Source organism: Sphingomonas sp. SKA58, assembly GCF_000153545.1.
Lineage (GTDB): Bacteria > Pseudomonadota > Alphaproteobacteria > Sphingomonadales > Sphingomonadaceae > Sphingobium > Sphingobium soli.
The window spans coordinates 955,195-979,586 of sequence record NZ_CH959306.1 but is presented as its reverse complement, the minus strand read 5'-3'; the positions used below and the strand labels follow the sequence as shown (position 1 = coordinate 979,586).

The 24,392-nt window shown below is 63.9% G+C and carries 24 protein-coding genes and 1 tRNA gene; 4 read left to right on the top strand and 21 right to left on the bottom strand.

Features of this window, described 5'->3' with window-relative positions; translation table 11 throughout:
- Positions 1–18: 18 nt before the first annotated feature.
- The 4 genes from SKA58_RS05270 to SKA58_RS05255 form a co-directional block, all read right to left on the bottom strand.
- On the bottom strand, positions 19–1,047 hold the full coding sequence (locus SKA58_RS05270; protein ID WP_037542614.1) for a glycosyltransferase family 4 protein: 1,029 nt from the start codon (positions 1,045–1,047) through the stop codon (positions 19–21).
- Between the two features lie 11 nt (positions 1,048–1,058).
- Positions 1,059–1,934, bottom strand: a complete 876-nt coding sequence (locus SKA58_RS05265; RefSeq protein ID WP_009821333.1) for a UDP-2,3-diacylglucosamine diphosphatase — start codon at positions 1,932–1,934, stop codon at positions 1,059–1,061.
- A gap of 112 nt (positions 1,935–2,046) precedes the next feature.
- A complete protein-coding gene (locus SKA58_RS05260; protein ID WP_009821332.1) occupies positions 2,047–3,378 on the bottom strand; it encodes a DEAD/DEAH box helicase in 1,332 nt (443 codons plus the stop codon).
- A 122-nt stretch (positions 3,379–3,500) separates the two neighbouring features.
- Positions 3,501–3,935 (bottom strand): hypothetical protein, encoded by a 435-nt coding sequence (locus SKA58_RS05255; RefSeq protein ID WP_009821331.1) that lies wholly within the window; start codon positions 3,933–3,935, stop codon positions 3,501–3,503.
- Between the two features lie 78 nt (positions 3,936–4,013).
- On the opposite strand from SKA58_RS05255, the gene SKA58_RS05250 reads away from it, so the two are divergent.
- The 3 genes from SKA58_RS05250 (at position 4,014) to SKA58_RS05240 (ending at position 6,737) form a co-directional block, all read left to right on the top strand.
- Entirely contained in the window at positions 4,014–5,474 is a 1,461-nt protein-coding gene (locus tag SKA58_RS05250) for an FAD-binding oxidoreductase (RefSeq protein WP_009821330.1), read from the top strand.
- Positions 5,475–5,578: 104 nt separating this feature from the next.
- The gene (locus SKA58_RS05245) at positions 5,579–6,367 is read left to right on the top strand and encodes a SapC family protein (protein ID WP_037542612.1); all 789 of its coding nucleotides are present in this window, start codon (positions 5,579–5,581) and stop codon (positions 6,365–6,367) included.
- A 295-nt stretch (positions 6,368–6,662) separates the two neighbouring features.
- Positions 6,663–6,737, top strand: a tRNA-Glu gene (locus SKA58_RS05240).
- A 264-nt stretch (positions 6,738–7,001) separates the two neighbouring features.
- On the opposite strand, the gene SKA58_RS05235 is transcribed toward SKA58_RS05240, so the two are convergent.
- From SKA58_RS05235 to glmM, 11 genes are all read right to left on the bottom strand, one after another.
- A complete protein-coding gene (locus SKA58_RS05235; RefSeq protein ID WP_009821328.1) occupies positions 7,002–7,859 on the bottom strand; it encodes a copper resistance protein B in 858 nt (285 codons plus the stop codon).
- The gene (locus SKA58_RS05230) at positions 7,856–9,595 is read right to left on the bottom strand and encodes a copper resistance system multicopper oxidase (protein ID WP_009821327.1); all 1,740 of its coding nucleotides are present in this window, start codon (positions 9,593–9,595) and stop codon (positions 7,856–7,858) included. Before SKA58_RS05230 ends, SKA58_RS05235 begins: the two co-directional genes overlap by 4 nt.
- Before the next feature lie 6 nt (positions 9,596–9,601).
- Entirely contained in the window at positions 9,602–10,177 is a 576-nt protein-coding gene (locus tag SKA58_RS05225) for an RNA polymerase sigma factor (RefSeq protein WP_009821326.1), read from the bottom strand.
- On the bottom strand, positions 10,174–10,611 hold the full coding sequence (locus SKA58_RS05220) for a periplasmic heavy metal sensor (protein ID WP_009821325.1): 438 nt from the start codon (positions 10,609–10,611) through the stop codon (positions 10,174–10,176). The genes SKA58_RS05225 and SKA58_RS05220 overlap by 4 nt, the downstream gene beginning before the upstream one ends.
- Entirely contained in the window at positions 10,608–10,871 is a 264-nt protein-coding gene (locus SKA58_RS05215; protein ID WP_009821324.1) for a hypothetical protein, read from the bottom strand. Before SKA58_RS05215 ends, SKA58_RS05220 begins: the two co-directional genes overlap by 4 nt.
- A 193-nt stretch (positions 10,872–11,064) precedes the next feature.
- The gene (locus SKA58_RS05210) at positions 11,065–12,312 is read right to left on the bottom strand and encodes an MFS transporter (RefSeq protein ID WP_198005945.1); all 1,248 of its coding nucleotides are present in this window, start codon (positions 12,310–12,312) and stop codon (positions 11,065–11,067) included.
- Between the two features lie 82 nt (positions 12,313–12,394).
- Complete coding sequence (locus SKA58_RS05205) at positions 12,395–13,057, bottom strand: L,D-transpeptidase family protein (RefSeq protein WP_009821322.1); 663 nt, start codon at positions 13,055–13,057, stop codon at positions 12,395–12,397.
- 81 nt (positions 13,058–13,138) lie between these two features.
- A complete protein-coding gene (locus SKA58_RS05200) occupies positions 13,139–13,738 on the bottom strand; it encodes a ribonuclease HII (protein ID WP_009821321.1) in 600 nt (199 codons plus the stop codon).
- Positions 13,731–14,615, bottom strand: coding sequence for a bifunctional hydroxymethylpyrimidine kinase/phosphomethylpyrimidine kinase (thiD, locus tag SKA58_RS05195; protein WP_009821320.1), 885 nt, complete (start codon positions 14,613–14,615; stop codon positions 13,731–13,733). Before thiD ends, SKA58_RS05200 begins: the two co-directional genes overlap by 8 nt.
- Positions 14,612–14,836 (bottom strand): DUF1272 domain-containing protein, encoded by a 225-nt coding sequence (locus tag SKA58_RS05190; RefSeq protein ID WP_009821319.1) that lies wholly within the window; start codon positions 14,834–14,836, stop codon positions 14,612–14,614. Before SKA58_RS05190 ends, thiD begins: the two co-directional genes overlap by 4 nt.
- A complete protein-coding gene (gene glmM, locus SKA58_RS05185; RefSeq protein WP_037542149.1) occupies positions 14,836–16,176 on the bottom strand; it encodes a phosphoglucosamine mutase in 1,341 nt (446 codons plus the stop codon). The genes SKA58_RS05190 and glmM overlap by 1 nt, the downstream gene beginning before the upstream one ends.
- Before the next feature lie 110 nt (positions 16,177–16,286).
- On the opposite strand from glmM, the gene SKA58_RS05180 reads away from it, so the two are divergent.
- Positions 16,287–17,657, top strand: a complete 1,371-nt coding sequence (locus SKA58_RS05180) for an alanine/glycine:cation symporter family protein (RefSeq protein ID WP_009821317.1) — start codon at positions 16,287–16,289, stop codon at positions 17,655–17,657.
- A 57-nt stretch (positions 17,658–17,714) separates the two neighbouring features.
- Here SKA58_RS05180 and SKA58_RS05175 read toward each other — a convergent pair whose 3' ends face one another.
- The 6 genes from SKA58_RS05175 to SKA58_RS05150 form a co-directional block, all read right to left on the bottom strand.
- A complete protein-coding gene (locus SKA58_RS05175; protein ID WP_009821316.1) occupies positions 17,715–17,897 on the bottom strand; it encodes a CsbD family protein in 183 nt (60 codons plus the stop codon).
- A gap of 97 nt (positions 17,898–17,994) precedes the next feature.
- Positions 17,995–20,796, bottom strand: a complete 2,802-nt coding sequence (locus SKA58_RS05170; RefSeq protein ID WP_232209368.1) for a DUF3857 domain-containing protein — start codon at positions 20,794–20,796, stop codon at positions 17,995–17,997.
- A gap of 140 nt (positions 20,797–20,936) precedes the next feature.
- On the bottom strand, positions 20,937–21,473 hold the full coding sequence (gene rpsI / locus SKA58_RS05165) for a 30S ribosomal protein S9 (protein ID WP_009821314.1): 537 nt from the start codon (positions 21,471–21,473) through the stop codon (positions 20,937–20,939).
- Positions 21,473–21,952, bottom strand: a complete 480-nt coding sequence (gene rplM / locus SKA58_RS05160) for a 50S ribosomal protein L13 (protein WP_009821313.1) — start codon at positions 21,950–21,952, stop codon at positions 21,473–21,475. Before rplM ends, rpsI begins: the two co-directional genes overlap by 1 nt.
- A gap of 135 nt (positions 21,953–22,087) precedes the next feature.
- Positions 22,088–23,215: a dihydropteroate synthase gene (folP, locus tag SKA58_RS05155; protein ID WP_009821312.1), complete on the bottom strand. Its 1,128-nt coding sequence runs from the start codon at positions 23,213–23,215 to the stop codon at positions 22,088–22,090.
- A gap of 16 nt (positions 23,216–23,231) precedes the next feature.
- Complete coding sequence (locus tag SKA58_RS05150; RefSeq protein WP_037542608.1) at positions 23,232–24,374, bottom strand: site-specific DNA-methyltransferase; 1,143 nt, start codon at positions 24,372–24,374, stop codon at positions 23,232–23,234.
- Positions 24,375–24,392: the final 18 nt, after the last annotated feature.

Genomic DNA, 24,392 nt, shown 5'->3' with positions numbered 1-24,392 from the left:
AATCCGGCATGCGATGCGTCAGGCGGCGCTTTCGATGACGTCCGGGTCGATCGCGTGGAGCCCTGAGAGAAACTCGCGGGCACTGCGATCCCAGCTGAAACTGCGCCCATAGGCCGCACACGCCGCCCGATCCCGCTGCAAGGCACCAGCGATGGCCTCGCTCAGATCGTCTGACAGGGCGCCGGTTTCCGGCGTTACGATGTCGACAGGCCCTGTCACGGGAAAAGCCGCCACGGGCGTTCCGCAAGCCAGCGCTTCTATCATTACCAGGCCGAATGTGTCGGTACGGCTGGGGAAGACGAACACGTCCGCGCCGCCATAAGCACTCGCCAGATCCGCGCCGAACAGGGACCCCAGAAAGCGCGCTTGAGGCCAGGCTCGTTCCAAGGCGGCGCGCGCGGGACCGTCGCCGACCACGACCTTGGTGCCCGGATGGTCGGCGGCGAGGAAAGCCTCGAGATTCTTTTCCACCGCGACCCGACCGACATAGAGCATGATCGGCCGTGGCAAATCAGCGAATTGCGCCAGTGGCGCAGCGTCCGGCGTGAAGGCGGTCAGGTCGACGCCCCTGCCCCATGGCCGCACATTGGCGATGCCATGAGCACGCAATTGCTCGCGGACCGATCGCGTCGATACCAGGACCGCCTGCGCGGGGCCGTGAAACCAGCGAATGTAACGCCAGAACCAGGCTGCCGGCAGCCCCGTGCGCTGCGACACATAATCGGGAAAATGCGTATGATAGGCGGTCGTGAAGGGCACGCCGCTGCGCAGGCACCAACGGCGCGCAGCCACGCACAACGGGCCTTCGGTCGCCAGATGTACCGCATCGGGGCGGAACGCAGCGATATCCTGGCCGACGACGCCCGAGCGCACCAGAGCCAGACGAATCTCCGGATAGGTCGGGCACGGGATCGAGCCGTAGAGGTCAGGCGAGATCACCTTGACCGGATGCCCCATCCGCGTCAGTTCGCCCTCAATCGTCTGAAGCGTCCGCACGACGCCGTTGACTTGCGGTGACCAGGCATCCGTGACGATCGCGATCCGCACCGGCTCCTCCGTCAAGCGGCAAGCCGGGAGGAATGGCGCCCCACCTCCTTGGCGGTTCGGGCGGCAATCTCGTCCGCCCAGTGCAACACTTCCATTCGACCGTCAAAATGCTCGACCAGCGCGGTGCAGCCTTCGACCCAATCGCCGTCGTTATAATATTCCACGCCAGCAATCTCGCGCATTTCGGCGTTGTGGATATGTCCGCACACCACACCATCCACCCCGCGGGTCGCTGCTTCGTGCGCGACGACGTCCTCGAACTTGGAAATGAATTCGACGGCATTCTTGACCTTGTGCTTGGCCATCTTGCTGAGCGACCAGTAGGGAAGCCCCATGCGCTGCCGCACTGCGTTCACCACGACATTCAGCCGCATCATCAAGGTGTAGGCCGCGTCCCCGACGAAGGCGAGCCAGCGATGCGCCAGCATGATCGTGTCGAATTCATCGCCGTGCAGCACCAGCAGCTTGCGGCCATCAGCGGTGACGTGGATCGCCTTGCGCCGGATTTCCACGCCGCCGAAATTCATCCCCGTAAACTGACGGAACATTTCATCGTGATTGCCGGGAATATAGACGACGCGCGTACCGCGCTTGGCGCGCTTCATAATGCGCCAGACCACGTCATTATGCGCCTGCGGCCAATAAAAGCGCTTCTTGAGGCGCCAGCCGTCGATGATATCGCCGACCAGGTAGATGGTTTCGCTGTCGACGCTGTCGAGGAAGTCGATCAGCATCGTCGCATTACAGCCTCGCGTGCCCAAGTGGATATCGGAAATCCAGATGGTGCGATAGCGGCGGCGTTCCCCTTCCCGTTCAGGGATGTGGAATGGATCGTCGGCCCCCTGTTCCAGATCGCCAAGGAAGGGCAAGCGCGTGATGGCGTTCATGATACGGTCCCCGGAAACTCTGTCCTTGGGAGCGAATCCATAGCGCCATATTATTACAAGTCCGCACCGAATATGACGGAAATACTACTGTTCGGCCGGCTTTACGCAACGATCAATGGTCAAACCCGATTGAAAGGAATTCGGGAACCGGGCCGTTCCAACCCTCGTCCGGGCCATCTTCGGGCATCTTGGACTGGCGCGGGCCGCTCGCGGGCGCTTTGCGCTCTTCGCGTCGTTGATCCTTCCGCTGTTCGTCCAGACGTTCGGCCCGACGCGTCCTGGTTGGGGCCGGCTTGCCCTCAGCCTTGGGTTCCGCGTCCGTCGTCTCGCCGGCAAAATCGGCATAGTCGATCTTCGTGCCGATCAGCTTTTGGATATTGTCGATCGCTTCGGCGTCGTCCTTGGTGACGAAAGTATAGGCAACCCCCTTGGCGCCCGCGCGGCCGGTGCGACCGATGCGGTGGACATAATCGTCCGGATGCCAGGGCGCATCGAAATTGAACACATGGCTGACGCCCTTGATGTCAAGGCCCCGTGCTGCGACGTCCGATGCGACCAGAATATTGACGGTGCCATCGCGGAACCGCTCCAACTCGGCGATACGCGACGCCTGATCGATGTCGCCATGGATTTCGCCAGACTTGTATCCGTCGCGTTGCAGGCTCTTGTTGAGTTCGCGCACGGTCGTCTTGCGGTTGCAGAAGATGACGGCGCTCTGCACCTGCTGTCCGTCCAGCAACGCCCGCAGCGCTTCGCGCTTCTTGCGCGCATCCACCTTGACCAAATGCTGCGCGATATTGGTCGACGCGGTCGCCGGGCGGGCGACCTCGATCGACTTGGGATTGCTGAGGAAGCGGTCGGCCAGTTTCTTGATCACCGGCGGCATGGTCGCGGAGAAGAGCAGCGTTTGCCGCTGTGCCGGCAATTTGGTGCAGATATGCTCGATGTCGGGAATGAACCCCATGTCGAGCATCCGGTCCGCTTCGTCGATCACCAGCATGTTGCAGCCGTTGAGCAGGATCTTACCCCGCTCGAACAAATCCATCAGCCGGCCCGGTGTGGCGATCAGCACGTCGACGCCCTTTTCCAGCGCCTTGACCTGATCGCCCATCTGCACGCCGCCGATCAGCAACGCCATCGAAAGCTTGTGATATTTTCCGTATTTCTCGAAATTCTCGGCCACCTGCGCGGCAAGCTCGCGCGTCGGCTCCAATATCAGGCTGCGCGGCATTAGTGCGCGGGCGCGGCCATGCGCCAAGATGTCGATCATCGGCAGCACGAAACTGGCGGTCTTGCCCGTACCAGTCTGAGCGATGCCGATAATGTCCTTCATCATCAACACTGACGGAATCGCCTGCGCCTGAATGGGTGTAGGCGTGTCGTAACCGGATTCGGTAACGGCCCTCAATAATTCATCGGAAAGGCCGAGATCGGCAAAAGTCATTCAAAGGTCCGGGACAGGAGGAAAATGCGCGCTACGCGTCCGCAGCACGGAAATCGGCCGCGCATTGCGGAAATATCGCGCCCATGTCAAGAAATACAGAGAGATTGAGGCCAGATGATGCGTTAATCGTCACCGTCAGCGGGTACCAGCCGTCGAAAATTATCTATCTGGCAGGTCATGCCGTTACGCGCCTGCAATTCATCCCGCCCTGAACAGATGGACCCGTCGTCATGCGGCTCGACGTAAAAACCAGAATAAAAGCCCGCCGAATCGCATCCTCGCTCCAAACGAGCGCGGTAACGATGCTGATCCGCCAGCAGCAGGTCCACGCCCTCACGCACGATGATGCTTGCGCTGCGGATGGAACGAAGGGCGATGCAGCGCGGACCCTTTTTTTCGTCCCAATCGTCACGCGCGTGCGGATCGGCACGGGGCGGCGCCTTGCCTTTGCGCGCCATCGGCACCCGGATAATGACGCGGCGCTCGATTGTCATCTGCGCCCATTGCACGGGCTCTGCGGCGGGCGCAGCGAGTAGCAGCAGCACGGAATGAAGCAAGTCGGACCCCTTTATGGGATGGGGACGCTAACGCACGATGGTTGAACAGTCGATGAATTCCGGGGCATAGCCTATCCCATGATTGGACAAGACATCATAGATCGCTTCACCGCGCTGCTCGGCCCCAAGGGCGTCACGACCAATATGGACGACATCGCGCCGTGGGTCAGCGACTGGCGCGGCCGGTATCATGGCGCCGCCTCCGCGATCCTTTCCCCCGATTCCACGCACCTTGTCGCTGAGACAGTGAAGCTGGCGGCCGAACTGGGCGTGCCGCTGGTGCCACAAGGGGGCAACACATCGATGGTGGGCGGCGCAACCCCACCGGCCGACGGCTCCGCCCTCATCCTGTCCCTCCGGCGGATGAACCGCATCCGCAGCCTGTCCGCGCAGGACAATGTCGCGGTCTGCGAAGCCGGGGTGATATTGAGTGTCCTGCATGATGCGGCACGGGCGGAAGGACGACGTTTTCCCTTAAGCCTGGGCGCAAAAGGCTCCGCAACGATCGGGGGGCTTGTGTCCACCAATGCTGGCGGGACGCAGGTGCTGCGTCATGGCACGATGCGCGCGCTGGTCGATGGGCTGGAGGCGGTGCTGCCCGACGGCAGTATCTTCGATGGGCTGGACGCGCTCAAGAAGGACAATCGCGGCTATGACATCAAGCAATTGCTGATCGGTGCGGAGGGGACCCTTGGCATCGTCACCGCCGCGTCGCTGCGCCTCGTGCCCGCCATCGCCACGCGCGCGGTGGGCTGGGCGGGCGTCGACAGCCCCGAACAGGCGCTGCGCTTGCTTCGCCTGGCCGAAGCGACACTGGGCGACAGCATCGAAGGGTTCGAGGTCATTGCCGACGACAGCCTGGGATTTGTGTTGGGGCATATCCCCGGTACCCGATCGCCGATCGAGACACGCACGCCCTGGCACGTTCTGATCGAAATCGATCATGCCGATCTTTCCGATCCGGGCCCTGGCGAAAGGCTGGAAGGCGCCTTGGCGCAGGCCATGGAGCAGGGAATCGTCATCGATGCAGCCATCGCCACCAACGAAACCCAGGCCGAAGCCTTCTGGCGGATCCGCGAATCGCTTTCGGAATCCGAGCGCGCGCAGGGGCCGGCGCTGCAATATGACATCAGCGTGCCCGTTGCGAAGATGCCGGCCTTCATGATTGAAGCGGCCGCGGCGGCCGAGGCCGCCTTCCCCGGCACCACAGCCTCTTCCTTCGGGCATCTGGGCGATGGCAATGTGCATTTCCACGTGCGCGCGCCAAAGGGGACCAGCGATGGTCCGGCCTGGATCGCGGCGCAGGGTCAGGCGATCAACGCCTTCGTTCATGACGCGGTCGTGGCTGCGGGCGGCTCCATCTCGGCCGAACATGGCATCGGCCAGATGAAGCGCGCAGAACTGGCTCGGCTTTCCAGCCCGGCGCGGATTGCCGCCCTACGCGCGATCAAGACCGCCTTCGACCCCCAGGGGCTGTTCAATCCCGGCAAGCTTATTCCCCTGCCGGAAGAAGATGACCACGCGACCGGCCCGGCTTAGCGCCGACAAAGCGATTGCACCGGGGCGGCAAGCCCATTATCGCCCTGCCCCAATATTTCCGACCGCGGCGCCGAACGCCGCAATTTGAGAGAATGGACCTGATCATGGCCACAGCGCCCGCGAACAACCTGCCGATCTTCTACAACGACCTGCTGCCGCTCAGCACGATGGACCATGCCGATTACAAGAGCCGCAGCGTCGATTCCGCGCCGTTCCTGACCAGCCAGCACGCGGTGCCGCTGACGATCGACGAATTCGTGACGGCACAGCGTTTTGCCCCCATCATCTTTTCGGCCGGAGCGGATTCCGTTCCGTTGCTGCTGATGGGCCTGAACGAAGGCGTCAACATCTTCCTGGATGACGAAGGCAAGTTGCGCGGCCCCGCCTATGTCCCAGCCTATGTTCGCCGTTACCCCTGGATGCTGGCCAAGCTGCGCCCGGACAGCGAGGAACTGTCGCTTTGTTTCGACCCCACCAGTCCCGCGCTGGGCGCGTTCGATGAAGGCACGCCGCTGTTCGAGGATGGCAAGCCCAGCGAACTGACGCAAGGCGTGCTGAAATTCTGCGAGGATTTCGAGCAGGCTGCGGCTCGTACCGGGCAGTTCGTCAAGGAATTGCAGGATATGGACCTGCTGATGGACGGCGAAGTGTCGATCCAGACCCCGATCGCCGACCAGCCCTTCGTCTATCGCGGTTTCCGCATGGTGAATGAGGAAAAGCTGCGCGACCTGCGCGGTGATCAGCTGCGCAAGATCAATCAGAGCGGCATGCTGCCGCTGATCTACGCGCATCTCTTTTCGCTCCAGCTGATGCGCGAAATCTTCGAAGCGCAGATCAATCTGGGCAAGGGCCCGATCAACGCGCCCGTCGCGCCGGTGTCCGCCGAGAGCTGAGAACCGGACGGAAATCACCGGGGCATACGACTTTGGTAGGTGGGACGGCGCTTCCCTCTTGAAAGGCGACCGTCACTATCCTATCTCTCAAACATGCGGCGCACCTGCCCCCCTTTCGGGTGTGCCGTATGGGCGCCTCCCCCTTTGGAGGCGTCTCCTCCCTGAACCTAGGCCACCCCATGCTTGCATGGGGTGGTTTTTTATCGACCGCTGATCGCCGCGACACGGCTTTCGCTTGACGCATCGCCCAGGACTGGTAAAGCGCTCCCCCTGCCGGCCGCCCAAGCGGCCCCAAGGCCCCTTCGTCTAGCGGTTAGGACGCGGCCCTCTCACGGCTGAAACACGGGTTCGATTCCCGTAGGGGTCACCAGATCTCAAGGATTTACCCCTTGAGGCTGAGATCAACTCTCGGGCTTTTCCACTTTATACTCTTTGACGGTTTGGATCGGTTTCACGATGGGTGGAATCATGAGGAATTCCGTTTTCCGCTGGTCATGTGATCCATAGGTGAGCCATCACGCCGCAGGCGGCGAGAAGTTGGCGACCAAGGCAGGTTACTCAATGGATTTGCGCGATCGGGTGTTGGCGGTGGCGGACGGCGGGCTGCCAGTCCGCACTTATGCCGCGCGCTGCCCTAGAACCAGAACCGCAGCCCCATGACCAGACTTGTCGCCGCCGGATCGTCCCCCACCCGCTGAGCGTAGCGGGCCGTGTCCCCCAGCTTGCGCTCCCAGTTCACGCCGACATAGGGGGCGAATTCGCGCGCGAATTCATAGCGCAACCGCAGGCCCAGTTCGATGTCGGAAAGCCCCGACCCGATGCCCAGCTCGGGAACGTCCTGCGCCGCGACATTCACTTCCATTGCCGGTTGCAGGATCAGCCGCTGGGTGATCCGCTGGTCATAGCTTGCCTCCAGCCGGGCATGGGCGTCACCCCTGGTCGACACGAACAATTGCCCCTCCACCTCGAACCAATATGGGGCCAGCCCCTCGATCCCGATGGTCGCGTAAGTCCGCTCGGGCCGGGGGCGAAAATCCTGGCGCATGCCACCAACGATGTTCCACCACGGGTCGATCGCGCGGCTGTAGAGGAGCTGCAATTCGGCGCTTTCCAGCCGACCGCCGGTCTCCCCCTCGCCCTCCGACTTGATCGCCATGCGGTTGACGTCGCCCCCGATCCAGCCTTCGCCCTCCCAATGATAGCCGTCGCCGCCGCTCAGCGCGCGATACTCCAGCCGGTCGATCATCAACTGGGAATAGGTCATGCCGCCATTTTCCCGAATCATCTCAGCGCGGATACGGGCCATGACCACAGGATCGTAGACCGCGTCGGCGGCGTGATCCGTTGGCGCCGGCGGGGCCACGCTATCCATCGCCGGGGCGGTCGCGGCGTCCTTCGCGGGCATGGAATGCGCTCCATGGTCCATCATTTGCGCCTGCGCAGGCAGCGCCAGCGCCGCGCCGATCAGCGCCCATACAGGCATCCGGATCATGCCGCACCGCCATCGTGACGGACGGTCACGACCCGCATCATGCCTGCGTGCATGTGCATCAGCATATGGCAATGGAACGCCCAGTCGCCGATCGCGTCGGCGGTGAGGTCGAAGCTCACCTTGCCTCCCGGCAGGACGTTGACGGTGTGCTTGCGCGGATTGGCTGCCGCATCCTCCCCCGTCACGAGCTGGAAGAAATGGCCGTGGATGTGAATGGGGTGCGGCATCATCGTATCGTTGATGAGCGTCACGCGCACCCGCTCCATATGGCGAAAGGCGATCGGTTCCGCCCCGTCGGACAGCTTCACCCCGTCGAACGACCACATATAGCGTTCCATGTTGGCGGTAAGGTGGATGTCCAGCGATCGGGTCGGCGCGCGCGTGTCGCCGTTTGGCTTCAGCGCTTTCAGATCGGCATAGGTGAGGACGCGGTGATCGACATCCTCCAGGCCCGTGGGGCGGTCGGCGGTCCGGTCGGCAGGCATGGGCGACAGGGTAGCCACGCCCGGTCCCATCGGAACTTGGGGCGCAACCGATGGATCGAGCATCTTCATCGAATGGCCCGCCATGCTGTCATTGGCGGGTTGACTGAGGTCGATCACGCCATTGTGCCCCATATCCATGCCGCTCATGTCCATGCCCATGTCCTTCATGGTCAGCAACGGCCGCTGGCGCAGGGGCGGGACCGGCGCGATCATCCCGACCCGCGGCGCCAGCGTCGCGCGGACCAGCCCGGACCGGTCGATCGCCTCGGCGATCAGGCCATAGGGCTTCGCCTCGGCTGGCTCGACGATCACGTCATATGTCTCGGCGATCGCAATCTGGAACTCGTCGGTCTCGACCGGCTGGACATGCTGGCCGTCGCACTGGACCACTGTCATGGCGAGGCCGGGCAGCCGCAGGTTGAAATTGGTCATGGCCGATGCGTTGACGATGCGCAGCCGCACCCGCTCGCCGGGAGCGAACAAGCCGGTCCAGTTTTCCGCTGTGCCATGGCCGTTCACCAGATAGCTGTAGGTCGATCCGGTGACGTCCGAAATGTCGGTGGGGTCCATCCGCATCCTGCCCCAGTCCATCCGGTCCTTGAGGCTCTGGTCCCGGCCCTTTAGCAGCCCGGCCAGCGTCTGCTTCTGCATATTATAATAGCCGCCCATCTGCTTAAGCCGCTGCATCAGCTTGTGCGGGTGAACCGGGGACCAGTCGGACAGGACGATCACATGCTCGCGATCCGCCCGCACCGGGTCCGCGCCGGCCGGGTCGATCACGATCGGGCCATAATGGCCCATCGCCTCCTGCATCCCCGAATGGCTGTGATACCAGTAGGTGCCGGACTGGCGGATCGGAAATTCATAAGTGAACGTCTCGCCGGGGCGGATGCCGGGAAAGCTGATGCCCGGCACGCCGTCCATGTGGAACGGCACGATCAACCCGTGCCAGTGGATCGACGTGTCCTCCTTCAGCAGGTTGTGCACGACCAACTGGACATTCTGTCCTTCCTTCAACCGGATGAGCGGCGCTGGCAAGGTGCCGTTGATGGTGACGGCGTGGGCGGAACGTCCCCCGGTCGTGAAATGACTTTCGCTTACGGCCAGCTCGATCCTGTCCCCCGACAGGACGCCGGGAGTGGGACGAAGGCCGGCAGTGCCACTCTGCGCCCAGGCTGGAAAGGCGCGGGCCAGCGGAAGCGCGGCTGCGCTGCGGATGAGGGTGCGTCGGTCTAGGGCAAGGCTGGTCATGCCGCCCTATACGCGCTCGCCGCTGCCATCCCTCAACATTTCACTCAATTTCGACCGCGCGCGATACAGCCGTGTTTCGACCGCCTTTTCACTGATCCCCAGCAGATGCGCGGTATCCGCCTGGCTCATGATCTCGATCGTGCGGAGCAACAGCACTTCCTTGAGACTAGCCGGCAGCGCCGCGATGGCGGCATTGATGCGGGCAACGGCATCGGCGGACGCCAGCGCCTCTTCGGGCGACGCCGACAGGTCGGCAACATGCGTCGCTTCGTCGAGCGGCTTGGCCAGCGTGAAGAAGCGCCGAACGGCCCGGCGCCTTGCCCAGTCCCGGCATTTGTTGATCGTGATGCGCGCCATCCACGCCCGAAACGGGCGGGATGCGTCGTACCGGCCGATCGCGGCGAAGGCGGCGATGAACGCATCCTGCGTGATGTCGAGCGCTTGGTCCGCATCGCCCACATGCCCTCTGGCAAGACGCCACATGGCATCGCGATGCCGCTGCATCAGCATCGCGTATGCCGCCTGCTCCCCCGCCTGTGCACGCGCCGCAAGCACCCGGTCATCGGCGTCGGCCAGCGTCACCGGGCGGGCTGTGTCAGCGCCTTGACGATGGCGGCATCGAACTGCGCCGCCTGATTAGACCGCAGGACATCTCGCATCGCGAAAATATGCTGGAGCGTCTCTTTCTGCAGCTGCCCCATCACATGATGCGTCCGGTCAACGGCGGCCGCGACCTGCGGCCCATAGCCATGTTCGGTTTGGATCGCCCGCGCCATACGCTGATTGTCGGCGCGCATTTCCGCCTCCAGCGCCTCGCGCCGCGTGGCAAAGCTGTCCTCAAGCTGTTGGATGCGAGCCTGCTGCGCCGGATCGAGATCCAGCTTTTCGTGTAGCAGCGCATGCACCTGGCTTTCGACGCGGGGCGGCGGGGCAAGCCAGGTGCGCGCCAACAGCACAGCCGCCAGGGCTGCGGCAAAAGCCACCACCGCCACGAGAGCATAGCGGCCCGGCGTCATTGGCCGAGCAGACTTGAAGGCGCGTAATCCGACATGCCGATGGGAAGCAAAGCCGCCTGCGCAGGCGCGCCGGGGACCAGACTGCCGGCCCAACCGACCCCGATCGCCAGCAGCCCGGCCAGCATCAGGCTGCGCCGCGCGGTCGTGCGATCGCGATGACGCACAAGCCCCTGGATGACCGCCGCGTCCATCCGCGCAAGGCGCCCGTCCGGGGGCTCCGACCGTATCGCGTTCAGCCAATGATCCAGATCGGCCATCATCCTGTCTCCATCCGTGCCTTGCTTACGCGTTCGCGCGCGCAAACCCTCGACGCCCCGCAAAAAATATGCGCCTGAGCCGAGGGGCGGCGCAAGACGGTGCGTAAACCGGCTGGCCACCCCGACGGACCATTCAGGCGGCGAAGATGCCGGATGCGCAAGATGGCCGACGCGTGTTTTGCCAGGGCTTCTCGAATCATTGCAAACGCGCCGGCGCCGTTTCAGGAAGCCGAATGAGCACTGGCAGTACGCATAGCGCGACGAGCGCGATCATCGCGCCCGGCGCCAGCATCCAGCCCGTCCGTTCGATCAGCAGGTGCGCGAGCCACGGCGCCAGTCCTCCGAAGATCGCCGTTGCGCTCGTCGCACCCAGCGCCAGTCCGGTCAGGCGCCCTTCGCCGGGAAATTGCTCGGCCGTCGTCACCGCGCCGACGGCGCTCACCCCGCCGCCCAGCGCGGCGAGCGGCACGGCTCCCAGTAGCGCGCCGCCGCCCGCCTGCGCCATCAGGAAAAACATCGGGATGGGCAGCACAGCGCCTCCAATCCCTAGGGCCAACAGCACTGGCCGCCGCCCGACCCGATCGGCCAAAGCCCCGACAAAGGGCGTCACAAGGATCACCACCAGGGCCGCTGCCGTCGAAAGCCAAAGCGCCGCCCCCTCCTGCATCACGCCCGTTCCGGTCAGGAAGCTCGGCACATAGGTGATCCCGACATAATAAGTGATCGACCCAAGCGCCGATATGGCAAAGCCGCGCATGATCGCCATCCGCTGATGGGTCAGGCTATCCAGCAGGGGATTGCCCGGCACTTTCCGTTCGCGCTGCTGGCGCAGAAAGTCGGGCGATTCCTCGATCGTTGAGCGCGCGAGCACGATCACCCCGGCCATCGCCGCTCCGGCAAAGAAGGGAATGCGCCAGCCCCACGCCATCAGGGCGGCGTCGTCCAGCAGCGCGACGGTCGCTGCTGCGATCCCGGCCGCCAGCAGCGCGCCGATTTCACTTGCGGCCGAAGCCAGCGAGGTCACAAAACCGCGCCGCTCGGCCCGCGCTCCTTCCAGCAGATAGGCGACGACGCCGGTATATTCGCCCCCGACCGAGAAGGCCATGAGGCAGCGCAACGCCAGCAGCATCCATCCTGCCACCGGACCGATCTGCGCATAAGTGGGCAGCAGCGCCGTCGCCAGCATTGCTGCAGTCATCATGCTCATGGACAGTAGCATCGTCAGTCGCCGGCCATAGCGATCCCCGACATGGCCGAAAACGATCGCGCCCAGCGGCCGCATCGCATAGGCAAGGGCAAAGCCAGCCAGCGCCTCCCCCAGCCCGCTCGCCCCGCCACCATAGAAAATGCGGGACAGAAGCGTGGCGATGTAGAGATACAGGGTGAAATCATACCATTCGACAATGGTCGACAGGATCGCCACGGCCAGAGATCGGGTGGACATGCGACTGGCCTGCATCAGCACTTCTTCCTCTTCGGGTTCGCCCGCTTGTGCGGACAAAGTCCCGCCAAGGCAAATAACGGCGTCAGTTCCGCAGGCGCGGCAGGAATATGGCGGGGTCGACCTCCAGTTGCGGGACGGTCGCGGAAGCCGGCGCAAAGGCCCGCGCGCCGACCGCAATGTCGGTATCAAAGCTCACCACCGTGCTGCCCGGATCGGCGACGACGAGCGGATCAAGCTGGAGCGCGGGGTTCAACCGTGCCTGCGTCACCTCCACCGGCGTTCCAATCCGCGTCAGGGCGAACAGCTGACGAGCGAAAGCATAGGGCAGGCGGATGCAGCCATGGCTTGCGGGATAGCCCGGATTATGCCCGGCGTGCAGCGCGATGCCGTCCCAGGTCAGCCGCTGCATGAAGGGCATGGGCGCGTTACTGTACAGGTTGGAACGATGCCATTGCCGCTTTTGCAGGATGGGATAGTCTCCGGTCGGCGTCCGATGCCCCTTCATGCCCGTCGACACGCTGGCAGCGCCGATCAGCCGATCCCCTCGATAGACATGGACGCGCTGCTTTTCGATGCTGATGACCATGTAGAGCGGTCCGTCTCCGCCGTCCTCCAGCCAGCGATAGCCGCCCGGTGACAGCGCCAGATTCTGGGCCAGATTCTGGGCCAGATCCTGCGCGGGCGCAGTGGCAGGCACGCCGGTAAGCAACAGAAACAGAAGGGGGAGCAGCCGATGCGCGCGCATAAGCTTTTATTAACCATATGCCGCCCCAATGCCACCCCGCTGGGGCCGGCAATTTCATCCGTCCCGACAAGACACAGAAATCTAAAGCAGAAGCAATTGCGCCACTGGCGAAAAGCTGCGGCGATGCAGCGGCGTCGGGCCATGTTCACGCAACGCGGCAAGATGATGCGCACTTCCATAGCCCTTGTTGCTCTCCCACCCATAATGCGGGTGGTCGGCGGCCGCCGCGATCATCATGCGGTCCCGCTCCTCCTTCGCGAGAATGGAGGCCGCAGCGATCGACAGGCATTTGGCGTCCCCATCCACCACCGCCGTCGATGCCCAGCGCCATTGGGGGCAGCGATTGCCATCGACCAACACATGGGCGCAATCCGCGCTCAGCGCCTCGACCGCGCGCGTCATCGCAAGCATCGTCGCCCACAAAATGTTGAGGTCGTCTATCTCGGCCACGCTCGCCACACCGATGCCCCAGCACAGCGCCCGCGCCTTGACCTGGGCTTCCAAGGCGGCGCGCTTTTTCGCGCTGAGTTGCTTACTATCGTTGAGGCCGTCAGGACAGTCATCGGCGCGCAGGATGACGGCGGCGGCTACGACCGGCCCGGCGAGCGGCCCCCGCCCCGCCTCGTCCACCCCGGCAACGAGGCCGGGATGATGGATGCGTTCGTGGGAGAAGTCAGGCATCGGAAAAGCTCGCAGCGAAAGCCGCCGCGTCCCAGCCATCGCCATCCTTCGCAGCGAGCAGATGATAGAAAGGCGTCAGTCCCAGCGCATGCCCCATGGGACCATTGCCTTGCCCGAGGCCTGGCGCGGCGACAAGCGCGTTCGCCACGAACGCTTCCGCCCGATCGACCGCATTCCCCAGCGACAGCCCGCCGCCCAACCCGGTTGCGACGGCGCTGGCCAATGTGCAGCCGGTGCCGTGGCTATGGCGCGTCTCTATCCGCCTGATCGAAAACTCGGCGACTATATCCTCATCGACCAACATGTCGTGGATCAGCGGCTGTTGGTCTTCCGGCTGTTGAGGCAAGTGACCGCCCTTGGCGAGAATCGCCGCGCCGGTGCGCTGGCGCAGCGCCTGTGCGGCATCCTCCAGCCCGTCAAGGTCCACGATGTTTCGACCGGTCAGCGTCTCCAGTTCCGGCAGATTGGGAGTAATGACGGTGGCGACGCGCATCAGCTTTTCAAATGCCACGATGGTTGCATCATCTGCCAGCAACGAGCCGCTGGTCGCCACCATCACTGGATCGAATATAATCGGAACGTCCCTCAATTGCGCCAGCCGATCCGCGACCGCAGCGGCCGTCTCGGCCGATCCGATCATGCCGATCTTCACCGCATCGACGCCAATGTCGCTGATGCAGCTTTCCATCTGCGCCAGCACCATGTCGGTCGGCACTGGATGCACGGCCTGCACGCCCAGCGTGTTCTGCGCGGTGATCGCGGTGATGGCCGTCATGCCAAAGCCGCCCAGCAGCGTCACGGTCTTGAGGTCGGCCTGAATGCCGGCGCCGCCGCCACTGTCCGACCCGGCGATGATGAGAATGCGGGCGGGCTTCATGGCCTGTGGCGCCGCTCCTGCGCGGCGGGATGATCGGCCAGCGCCTTGCCGGTGCGAGTTGGGCGATCCATCAATTCGCCGCCGCAATTGGGGCATCGGTCATCCAGCGCCTCGGCACAGGACGCGCAATATGTGCATTCGAACGAACAGATGAAGGCGCCCGGCGCGTCAGCCGGCAAATCCACGCCGCATCGCTCGCAGTCAGGCCGCATGGCGAGCATCAGGCGGCCGCCCTCTCGACCGCGGCGCAGATGCGGTCGACGACATCGCGCACCTGATCCTCGCTGTCCCCCTCCGCCATCACCCGGATGACGGGTTCGGTTCCCGACGGGCGGATGACAAGACGCCCCACGCCGGCCAGTTCGGTTTCCGCTTGGGCGATGACGCGCTGCACCTCTTCATGCTCCAGCGGCTTGCCGCCGGCGAAGCGGACATTTTTCAGCAGTTGCGGCACGGGATCGAATTTGTGGAGCGTCTCGCTTGCGGGCTTGCCCGATCGGACCAGCGCCGCCAGCACCTGAAGCGCCGCGACCGTCCCGTCGCCCGTGGTCGCATAGTCGGACAGGATCATGTGCCCCGACTGTTCGCCCCCGACGTTAAAGCCGCCCTCGCGCATCCGTTCCAGCACATAGCGGTCGCCGACCTTGGTGCGCTCCAGCGTGATACCCTTGTCCGCCAAAAACCGCTCCAGGCCCAGGTTCGACATGACCGTCGCGACCAGCCCGCCGCCGCGCAATGTGCCCGCAGCGGCAAAATTGGCGGCGATCAGTGCCATGATCTGATCGCCATCGACCAGCCGGCCTTTTTCATCCACGACGATCAACCGGTCGGCGTCGCCGTCCAGTGCGATGCCGATGTCCGCGCCTGATGACACCACGGTTTCCTGCAGCAGCATGGGCGACGTCGAACCGCAGCTGTCGTTGATGTTGGTGCCATTGGGTGAGACACCGATCGCGACAACAGTCGCGCCCAATTCCCACAAGGCCGACGGCGCGACCTGATAGGCGGCGCCATTGGCGCAATCGACCACGATCTTGAGCCCGTCGAGCCGCAGGTCAGCGGGGAAGCTGGACTTGACCGCATGGATATAGCGGCCCCGCGCATCCTCCACGCGGCGGGCGCGACCGATATCCTTCGACGCTGCCAGCTCGATTGTCTGGTCCAGCAGCGCCTCGATCTTCAGTTCATCTTCGTCCGACAGCTTGTAGCCGTCCGGCCCGAACAGCTTGATGCCATTGTCGTAAAAGGGATTGTGGCTGGCCGAGATCATCACGCCCAGGTCCGCGCGCATCGAATGGGCGAGCAGGGCGACGGCGGGCGTGGGGATCGGGCCGAACTGCACCACATCCATGCCGACCGCCGTGAAACCCGCAACCAGCGCATTTTCCACCATATAGCCCGACAGGCGCGTATCCTTGCCGATCACCACGCGGTGGCGATGGCTGCCGCGCTGGAAATGGGTGCCGGCTGCCATGCCGACCTTCATCGCCAGATCCGGGGTCATTGGCCATTGGTTGGTGCGTCCGCGTATGCCGTCGGTGCCGAAATATTGCCTGCTCACTTGTCCCTCGTCGCTTGGGGCCGCAAGAGTCTCCGTGTGAGGAGTCCATCCTTACCCGCCCATAGCAATCTTTGATCGACAATCCACCCGCCCGGCGGCATCCGGACGCGATGGAAGATTTCAATGCCTTCGTCGACGGTTTGTCGGGCGCCGTCTTTTTCAAGCTGCCTTTGCTGGGCACGCAGATCGAACTGATCGTGCTCTATCTGGCCCTGCCGATGCTGTTCTTCACCCTGTGGCTCGGCTTTCCCAACGTCACGCAGGTTGGCCGCGCCATCCATATCCTGCGGACCCAGCCGCATGAGGGCGAGGCGAAAGGCGATGTCAGCCAATGGGGCGCGCTTTCCACTGCCCTGTCGGGCACGATCGGCCTGGGCAATATTGCCGGCGTGGCGGTCGCGCTGACCATGGGCGGCCCCGGAGCGATCCTGTGGATGTTCATCATCGGGTGGTTCGCCATGACGGTGAAGATGGCCGAAGTGACGCTGGGCCTCAAATATCGCGTCTTTGACGATCGCGGCCATGTGCATGGCGGGCCGATGTATGTGCTCAAGGCCGTCGGCGCGGCGCGCGGATGGCCCCGGCTTGGGCTGGCGCTGGGCGGCGCCTACGCCTTTTTCGCGCTGTTCGGCGCGATTCCGATGGTGCAGGTGAACCAAAGCTTCGCGCAGGTTCAGGTCGTCACCGGGATGACCAATGGCTGGGCCTATGGCGTTTTCATCGCCGGAGCGGTCGCCCTGGTGACGCTGGGCGGCGCGGCCTGGCTGGGTGAAGTGTCCAAGCGTCTGACCCCGCTCAAGGTCGCCGTCTATCTTGGCGGCGTCTTTGCCATATTGATCCTGCATGTGGCCGATATTCCCGCAGCGCTGGCGCTGATCTGGAACGGCGCATGGTCAGGTGACGCAGCGACCGGCGGCGCGGTGGGTGCATTCGTGGCGGGCATGCGGCGCGCCGTCTTTGCCAGCGAGGCTGGCGTGGGCTCCGCAGTCATGGCGCACAGCCTGGCCCGGACCCAGCATCCCGTATCCGAAGGACTGGTCGCGTTGCTGGAACCACTGCTGGGGACAATGATCGTATGTGCGCTGGGCGGCCTGGCTCTGGTGGTTGCGGGCACCTGGAATGGCGGACTGGAAGGCATCGCCATCACGTCCGCCGCCTTCGCGCAGGTGTCGCCCTGGTTCCCGTGGCTGCTGGCGGTGGTGGTGTTCCTCTTCGCCTATTCCACGCTCGTCGCCTGGGGATTTTATGGCCTTCAGGCCTGGGGCTATCTGTTCGGCAACGGGCCAAGAGCGCAGTGGACCTACAAGATCCTTTACATCGTCGCCCTGCCGCCCGCCGCCGCGATCGACCTTGGCCGTGTCGTCGGTATCGTCGACAGCAGTTTCTTCCTGATGGCGATCCCCAATGTCATCGCGCTCTACCTGTGCGCAGGTGAATTGCGGCGCGATGTCAAAGATTATCTTGTTAAGTCGAAGAGCTAGATCACAAAAAACCCCGCCTCTTTCGAAGCGGGGTCTTTATTCATTCAGGCCGGTGGTTCAGACCTTGTCGCCCAGCGCGCCCTTGACCGAACCGGACACATCCTGCGCCGTACCCTTGGTCTTCTGCACCTTGCCCTCGGCTTCCAGTCGTTCGTTATCGGTAGCCTTGCCGATCGCTTCCTTCGTCGCGCCGGCAGCCTTGTTAGCCACGGCCTTCGCCTTGTCGGTCAGTTCGCCCATGTGACTTCTCCTTCAAAAGAACTTCATTGCAATAACAGTCTTTCAACTGTTGGCAGGGCTGCAAAGTTTCCATTGGAACGGAGCCGTTACGATTTAATCAGGGCGTGATTCCGAAACGTGCATAAGTCGCAGGGATGTGCGGGTCGATGCGCCGCGCGATGACCAGTTCGGCGTCGCCATCACTGTTCCGGCCGAGCCGTTTGAGCACGATCCCACGCATGAAGCGGCTGGGCGCCTTTTCCGGCTCCTGCGCGACGACCACGTCCAGATCGCGCAGAGCGTCTTCGAACCGCCCCATGCGGAACCAGAGCATGGCCCGGCTGTCGATCGCCGCCATGCTGCCCGAACTCAGCTCCACCGCCTGGGTGCAATCCTGCTTCGCGCTTTCAAGATCGATGTTGCGGGTGCCCTTGATCCAGCACAGGTCGTTGTAGAGGCTGGTCGTACCCGGCTTTTCAGCGAGTTGCGCGTTGATGATCTCCAAGGCCTTGGTCGCATCGCCATAGGTGCCGAGCAGATTGGCCTTGTAATTGCGATAGCCGTCGCGCTGCTCCCCGCCGATGGCGATCTTGGCGTCGACGATTGCCAGGGCGTCATCCAGCTTCCCGCTTTCGGCAAGATAGCTCGCGACAGTAGCGACCGCACCACCGGAAGCGGGGTCAAGCTGGCGGGCCAAGCGCCCGTCTGCCAGAGCGCCCGCGACATCACCGGTCTGAAACCGGCGATAGGCCCTTTGCAGATAGAGGGCGACGCTTGGTTCGATGGCGATGGCCTTGTCGAGATCGGCCAGGCCATTTTTGTAATCGCCAATGCCCCAGCGAAAATTACCGCGACTGGAATAGCCGTCAGAATTTTCCGCATCGGCGGCGATCGCTTTGGCGAAAATCGCCTCGACCGCTTTCGACTGTGGCCAGGACGCGATGGTCGCCGCGTCGTAATCCCACAGATAGGTCGGCTTTTCCGTGCCAATCACGCGCGGCGAGCCGGCTTGCACCGTCGCCAGAGCGTCGCGCTCGTCGGGCAGGCGATCCGCCGCGATCTCGACGCCGGTCGCGTCGGTGCGTTCATCGACCTCCAGCACACCGCCGTCCAGTCGTACGGTCCGGCGCAGGTCATAGCCCGCGACGCTTCTGCTCAGATCTTGCTCGCCCTCGATCCTGTAGTCTTTCCCGCCATGGGGCAGGCGCAGGCGAAGATGATAGCGGACGCCGATCGGCGCGCTGGTTGCCGCGGGAATGTCCAGCCACGCCGGTCGCGCGCGGTCCGGTGCGAAGCTGATCGCGTCGATCAACTTGCTTGTGCTTCGGCGATAGCGGCGGTCGGTCAGTTCCCACGGCGACGTGGTGACGCCGCGCGCGGTGAAGCTGACCGTCGCTGAAGCCGGATCGGTGGCGATACCCACGTCTGCATATTGGGCGGTGCCGATCTGTTCGTTGAAAAAGCCGCGGATAAGTTCATCGCGGCGCTTGGCGTCCATCTGCCCCAGGCCGGCGTTGATCATCGTCGCGATCTGCCCCCGCAACACGGCCTTGGCATCGAACACGCTCGGCAGGCGTTCATGCCCGCTTTCGTCCGCGTTGACCTCTATGTCGATGGCGGGACGGGCATTGGCATGGGTGGCGATCGCCATCAGATCGGCGCCTGTACCCCGCACGGGCAGCACCCAGCCAAATTGGGGGGTGTCGCCAATATCCTCCAGCCGTGTGCCCAGGCCCGTCCCGTCGAGCCAATAGCTCTTCCCGTCTATTACCGCACGAACCAAGACATGATCGAAAGCGGCAACGCTCGGCAGGCGTTCGGGCACGAAATCGCCCATCGCCGAACTGGCGAGCACCGGTTCCGCCTCGATATCCAGCCCGCGCAACATCGCCAGCAACAGCAATGTCTTGGCCTTGCAATCGCCATAGCGCAGCGCCCAGGTGTCGGCCGGCTTTTGCGGCACGTAATTGCCGCCGTTCATGCCCACCATCAGATAGCGGACATTGTCCTGAACCAGTTGCAACGCCGCGGCGGCCTTGTCCATGGCCGAGCCAGCCATGCCCTTCAGCCTGGTCAGTTCAACCGCCAGCGGTGATCCGTCGGCGATCAGGCCGCCGGTCGCATAGAGCGGCGCCATGGTCTTCGACACATCGGCCCAACTGCCAAAGCTCGACATTTCAAACAGGGGCGGATGGGTGAAGCGGCTCGGCGCGTCGGCGGGCATCTCCGGCTGCTTGGAGAGCGGCAGCGCGAAGGTCAGTTCCGTCACACCCCCTTTCTTGACCGGTTCGGCCTCGACATCCTTGGCCAGCAATTTCCAGTGCGGGGCGCTGCCATCGGCCCATAAGGCCCGCACGCGGCCATAGCCCAGCCGAAACGGCGCGGCTGGCAGGCCGGTAACATTCTGGACATGGCCGGCGAGCGCTTCGTCCTTCGACACCACAGAATAGCGCAGGCGAACGATGTCGCCGACGCGAACCCCCTCGACCGCCATGGTGGCGGTCAGGATGCCGCTGATCTGTAACGCCTCCAGCCGTTCTTCACGGCGCAGCACGGTGAATTTCCTGTCGCCCGCCAAGGCGTCGATCACCTCGTCGCCGCGCAGGATGGACAATTGATGGATGATGAGGTCGCCCTTGTCGGGCGCCCATGGCAGGGTGAGCGACGACAGGCGGGTGAGTTCCTCTGCGGAGCCTGCGCGGGTTGCGATATCGGCATAGCTCCACAGCTGGCCCTTTTCGATCCTGTACTGATTGTCCAGGATCAGCGTCGTGGGGGCATCGGCGCCAACCGCTATCTTGGGCATGACGGCCGGCGTGATCCATGCCGGCGCGGGTTGATATAGCGGCGTTTCTCCCGCCCATGCAGGCGCAGCGATCCCCATGGCCGCAGACGCCGCCAGCCACCCGAAATGTCTCATATCCCCCGTTATCCCGTCTTGCCCAACCCCGTTGCACCATCGCTATGGCATCACAATCGGCCACTCAAGCGAAAGCGGCGCAGGCACAGAAAAAGGGGCTGGAAAACCAGCCCCTTCCCCAATCCATTTGTTCTGGACGCTTAGCGCTTCGAGAACTGGAAGCTGCGGCGTGCCTTGGCGCGGCCGTACTTCTTACGCTCGACGACGCGGCTATCGCGGGTCAGGAAGCCTTCGGCCTTGACCGCGCTGCGCAGCGCCGGTTCATATTTGCTGAGCGCCTGGGCGATGCCATGCTTGACCGCGCCGGCCTGGCCCGACAGGCCACCGCCCTTGACGGTGCAGACGACGTCATACTGGCCAACACGATCGGTCACGCCGAAGGGCTGGTTGATCACCAGGCGCAGGGTCGGACGGGCGAAGTAGATTTCCTGATCGCGGCCGTTGACCGTGATCTTGCCGGTGCCCGGCTTCACCCACACGCGAGCGACGGCATCCTTGCGGCGGCCGGTCGCATAAGCGCGGCCCTGGGCGTCGATTTCCTGCTGGCGCAGCGGAGCCGAGGGCGCGGCCGGCGCAGCGGCAGGCGCTTCGCCTTCAGCGGCGGCCGGCGCGGCCGTGGCAGGCGCGTTGGCGGCCAGCGACGCGAGGTCGGACAGGGACTGACGGTTATCGGACATTATGCACCCACCTTGTTCTTGCGGTTGCGCGATGCGAAATCGAGCACTTCGGGGTTCTGGGCTTCGTGGTTGTGCTCTGCGCCGGCGAAGATGCGCAGGTTGCGCATCTGCTGGCGGCCCAGCGGGCCACGGGGGATCATGCGCTCGACGGCCTTTTCCAGCACGCGCTCGGGGAAACGGCCTTCCAGGATCTTGGCGGGCGTGGTTTCCTTGATGCCGCCGGCATAGCCGGTGTGCTTGTAATAGACCTTGTCGGTCATCTTGCGGCCGGTGAATTTCACCTTGCCCGCGTTGATGATGATGACATTGTCACCGCAATCGACATGCGGGGTAAAGGACGGCTTGTGCTTGCCGCGCAGGATATTCGCCACGGTCGAAGCGAGGCGGCCGACGACGAGACCTTCCGCGTCGATCAGGATCCACTTCTTTTCGACCGTTGCCGGGGTCGCCGGCTTGGTGGTCTTCATCAGCGCCTTCATGGTGCCAATCTCCAAACAAGAAAAATGAAACCGGACATCGAAGCCGACATCCGGAAGTGGGGCGCTAATGACGAGTCTTGGCGCCCAAGTCAAGCAAATGCGCGGCTTTGCTGACGGGTAAAATAATACCCGCTACTAAATAGCGCTCAGGCCCGCGTCGGCCAGGCCGCGCCACAGATGCAGCGCCTGGACGCTTTCCTTCACATCATGGACCCGCACCATCTGCGCGCCCAGTTGCGCGGCGCGGAACGCCAGCGCGACCGATCCGCCAAGGCGATCGGCGGCGGGCGCCTCGTTGGACAGCGCGCCGATCAGCCGCTTGCGGCTGCCCGCGAACAGCAGCGGCAGGCCCAGCCCCTGGAATGTCGCAAGGCCGTTCACCAGCGCCAGATTGTCCGACAGGGTCTTGCCGAAGCCCAGCCCCGGATCGACCATGATGCGCTCGCGCGCGATCCCAGCATCGAGGCACGCCTTGATGCGCGCCTCCAGATGATAGAACACATCGGCGACCACATCGCCATAGCCGGCGGGATTATGATGCGGGTCATCGCCGGCCGATGGCGCATGCATCAATATGACCGGGCAACCCGCGCGTGCGACCACTTCCAGGCTGCGCGGATCATGCGCCAGCGCGCTCACATCGTTGACGATGCCGGCCCCGGCGGCGAGCGCGGCTTCCATCACCGCCGCCTTGCGCGTGTCGATCGACACCGGAACGCCCGACGCGGCCAGCCTTTCGATGACCGGCACGACCCGCTTGATTTCGTCACCTTCCCAGATCTTCGCGGCCTTTGGCCGGGTGGATTCCCCGCCCACGTCGATCAGCGCCGCCCCCGCCGCCGCCATGCCAAAGCCAGCGTCGGCCGCCGCCTGCGGATCGTCCATATGCGCGCCGCCATCGGAAAAACTGTCCGGCGTGATGTTGAGGATCGCCATCACCTGCGGCGCATCGAACCGGATCGTGCGATCGCCCAGGGCAAGCGGCGGACGCGGCGCGGAGATGTTCGCGGCGAGGCACCGCGCCCGCGCCGCCAGGGGTTCAGGCAGCGACGCCACCGCTATATCGAAATCCGCGACGGGGATGGTCTTCCGCGCGATCCGCTGCGCGCCGCTGAACGCGCTCAGCTCATAGCCCTGAAACCAGATCAGCCCATTACCCATGCGGACGGCCGCACCATCGGCCAGTCCGATCGGCGTCGGCACGAACCATATGGGCTTGAGGATGAGGCGCGCGTCGGCGGGGATGGGATGCATGGCAACCATATGGTCTCCGCGCCGATTACGGCTCGTTGGCGAGCAAATAGGTCTGGCGCAGCGCGTCGATGGGCTTCAAGCCGCCCTCCGCCTCATAATGCCAGAAGGTCCAGCCATTGCAGCTCGGCGCTCCTTGAAGCGTGGCGCCCATCTTGTGGATGGAGCCGCTATCGGCTCCCACCGCCAGCGAGCCATCGGCGCGCACCTGCGCCTGCCAGCGGCGCTTTGTGTCCGTGAGGATCGCGCCGGGCTTGAGATAGCCGGTTTCGACCAGGGTGCCGAACGCGACCTTGGGCTGGCTGCGAGCGCTCTGCATGATGGTGAGCGCCGATTCATCGAGCGGCAGCGCATCGGCGATGCGCTCCAGTGCGACTTCGATATAATCCTCTTCGCGCTCAATGCCGATCCAGCGCCGGCCAAGGCGCTTGGCGACCGCGCCGGTGGTGCCGGTGCCAAAAAAGGGATCGAGCACCACGTCGCCCGGCTTGGTGCAGGACAGCAGCACGCGATAGAGCAGCGATTCGGGCTTTTGCGTCGGATGCGCCTTCGTCCCGTTGCGCTTCAAACGCTCCTGCCCGCCGCAGATCGGCAGCACCCAGTCCGACCGCATCTGCAATTCGTCGTTCAGCGTCTTCATCGCCTTGTAGTTGAACGTATATTTCGCATCCTCGCCCTGGCTCGCCCAGATCAGCGTTTCATGCGCGTTGGTGAAGCGCGTGCCCTTGAAATTGGGCATGGGGTTGGCCTTGCGCCAGATGATGTCGTTGAGGATCCAGAAGCCTTCATCCTGAAGCGCGGAGCCCACGCGAAAGATATTGTGATAGCTGCCGATCACCCAGATGGTGCCATTGGGCTTCAGGATGCGACGCGCCTCGCGCAGCCACGCCTTGGTGAAGCGGTCATAGGACCCCAGCGTGTCGAACTTGTCCCAGTCATTATCGACCGCATCGACCCGGCTGCCTTCCGGCCGGAACAGGTCGCCGCCCAGTTGAAGATTATAAGGCGGGTCGGCAAAGATCATGTCGATGCACTTGTCGGGCAGCGCCGCCATCTGCGCGATGCAGTCGCCACGCAGCAAGGTGTCAACCGGGACCGGCGCCGCCTCGATCGCAACCGGCGCAACCGCCTTTTTTCGTCGCGGCGCCGCGACCCGTTCCATGACACCCATGCTGCTTGCCCCCATATG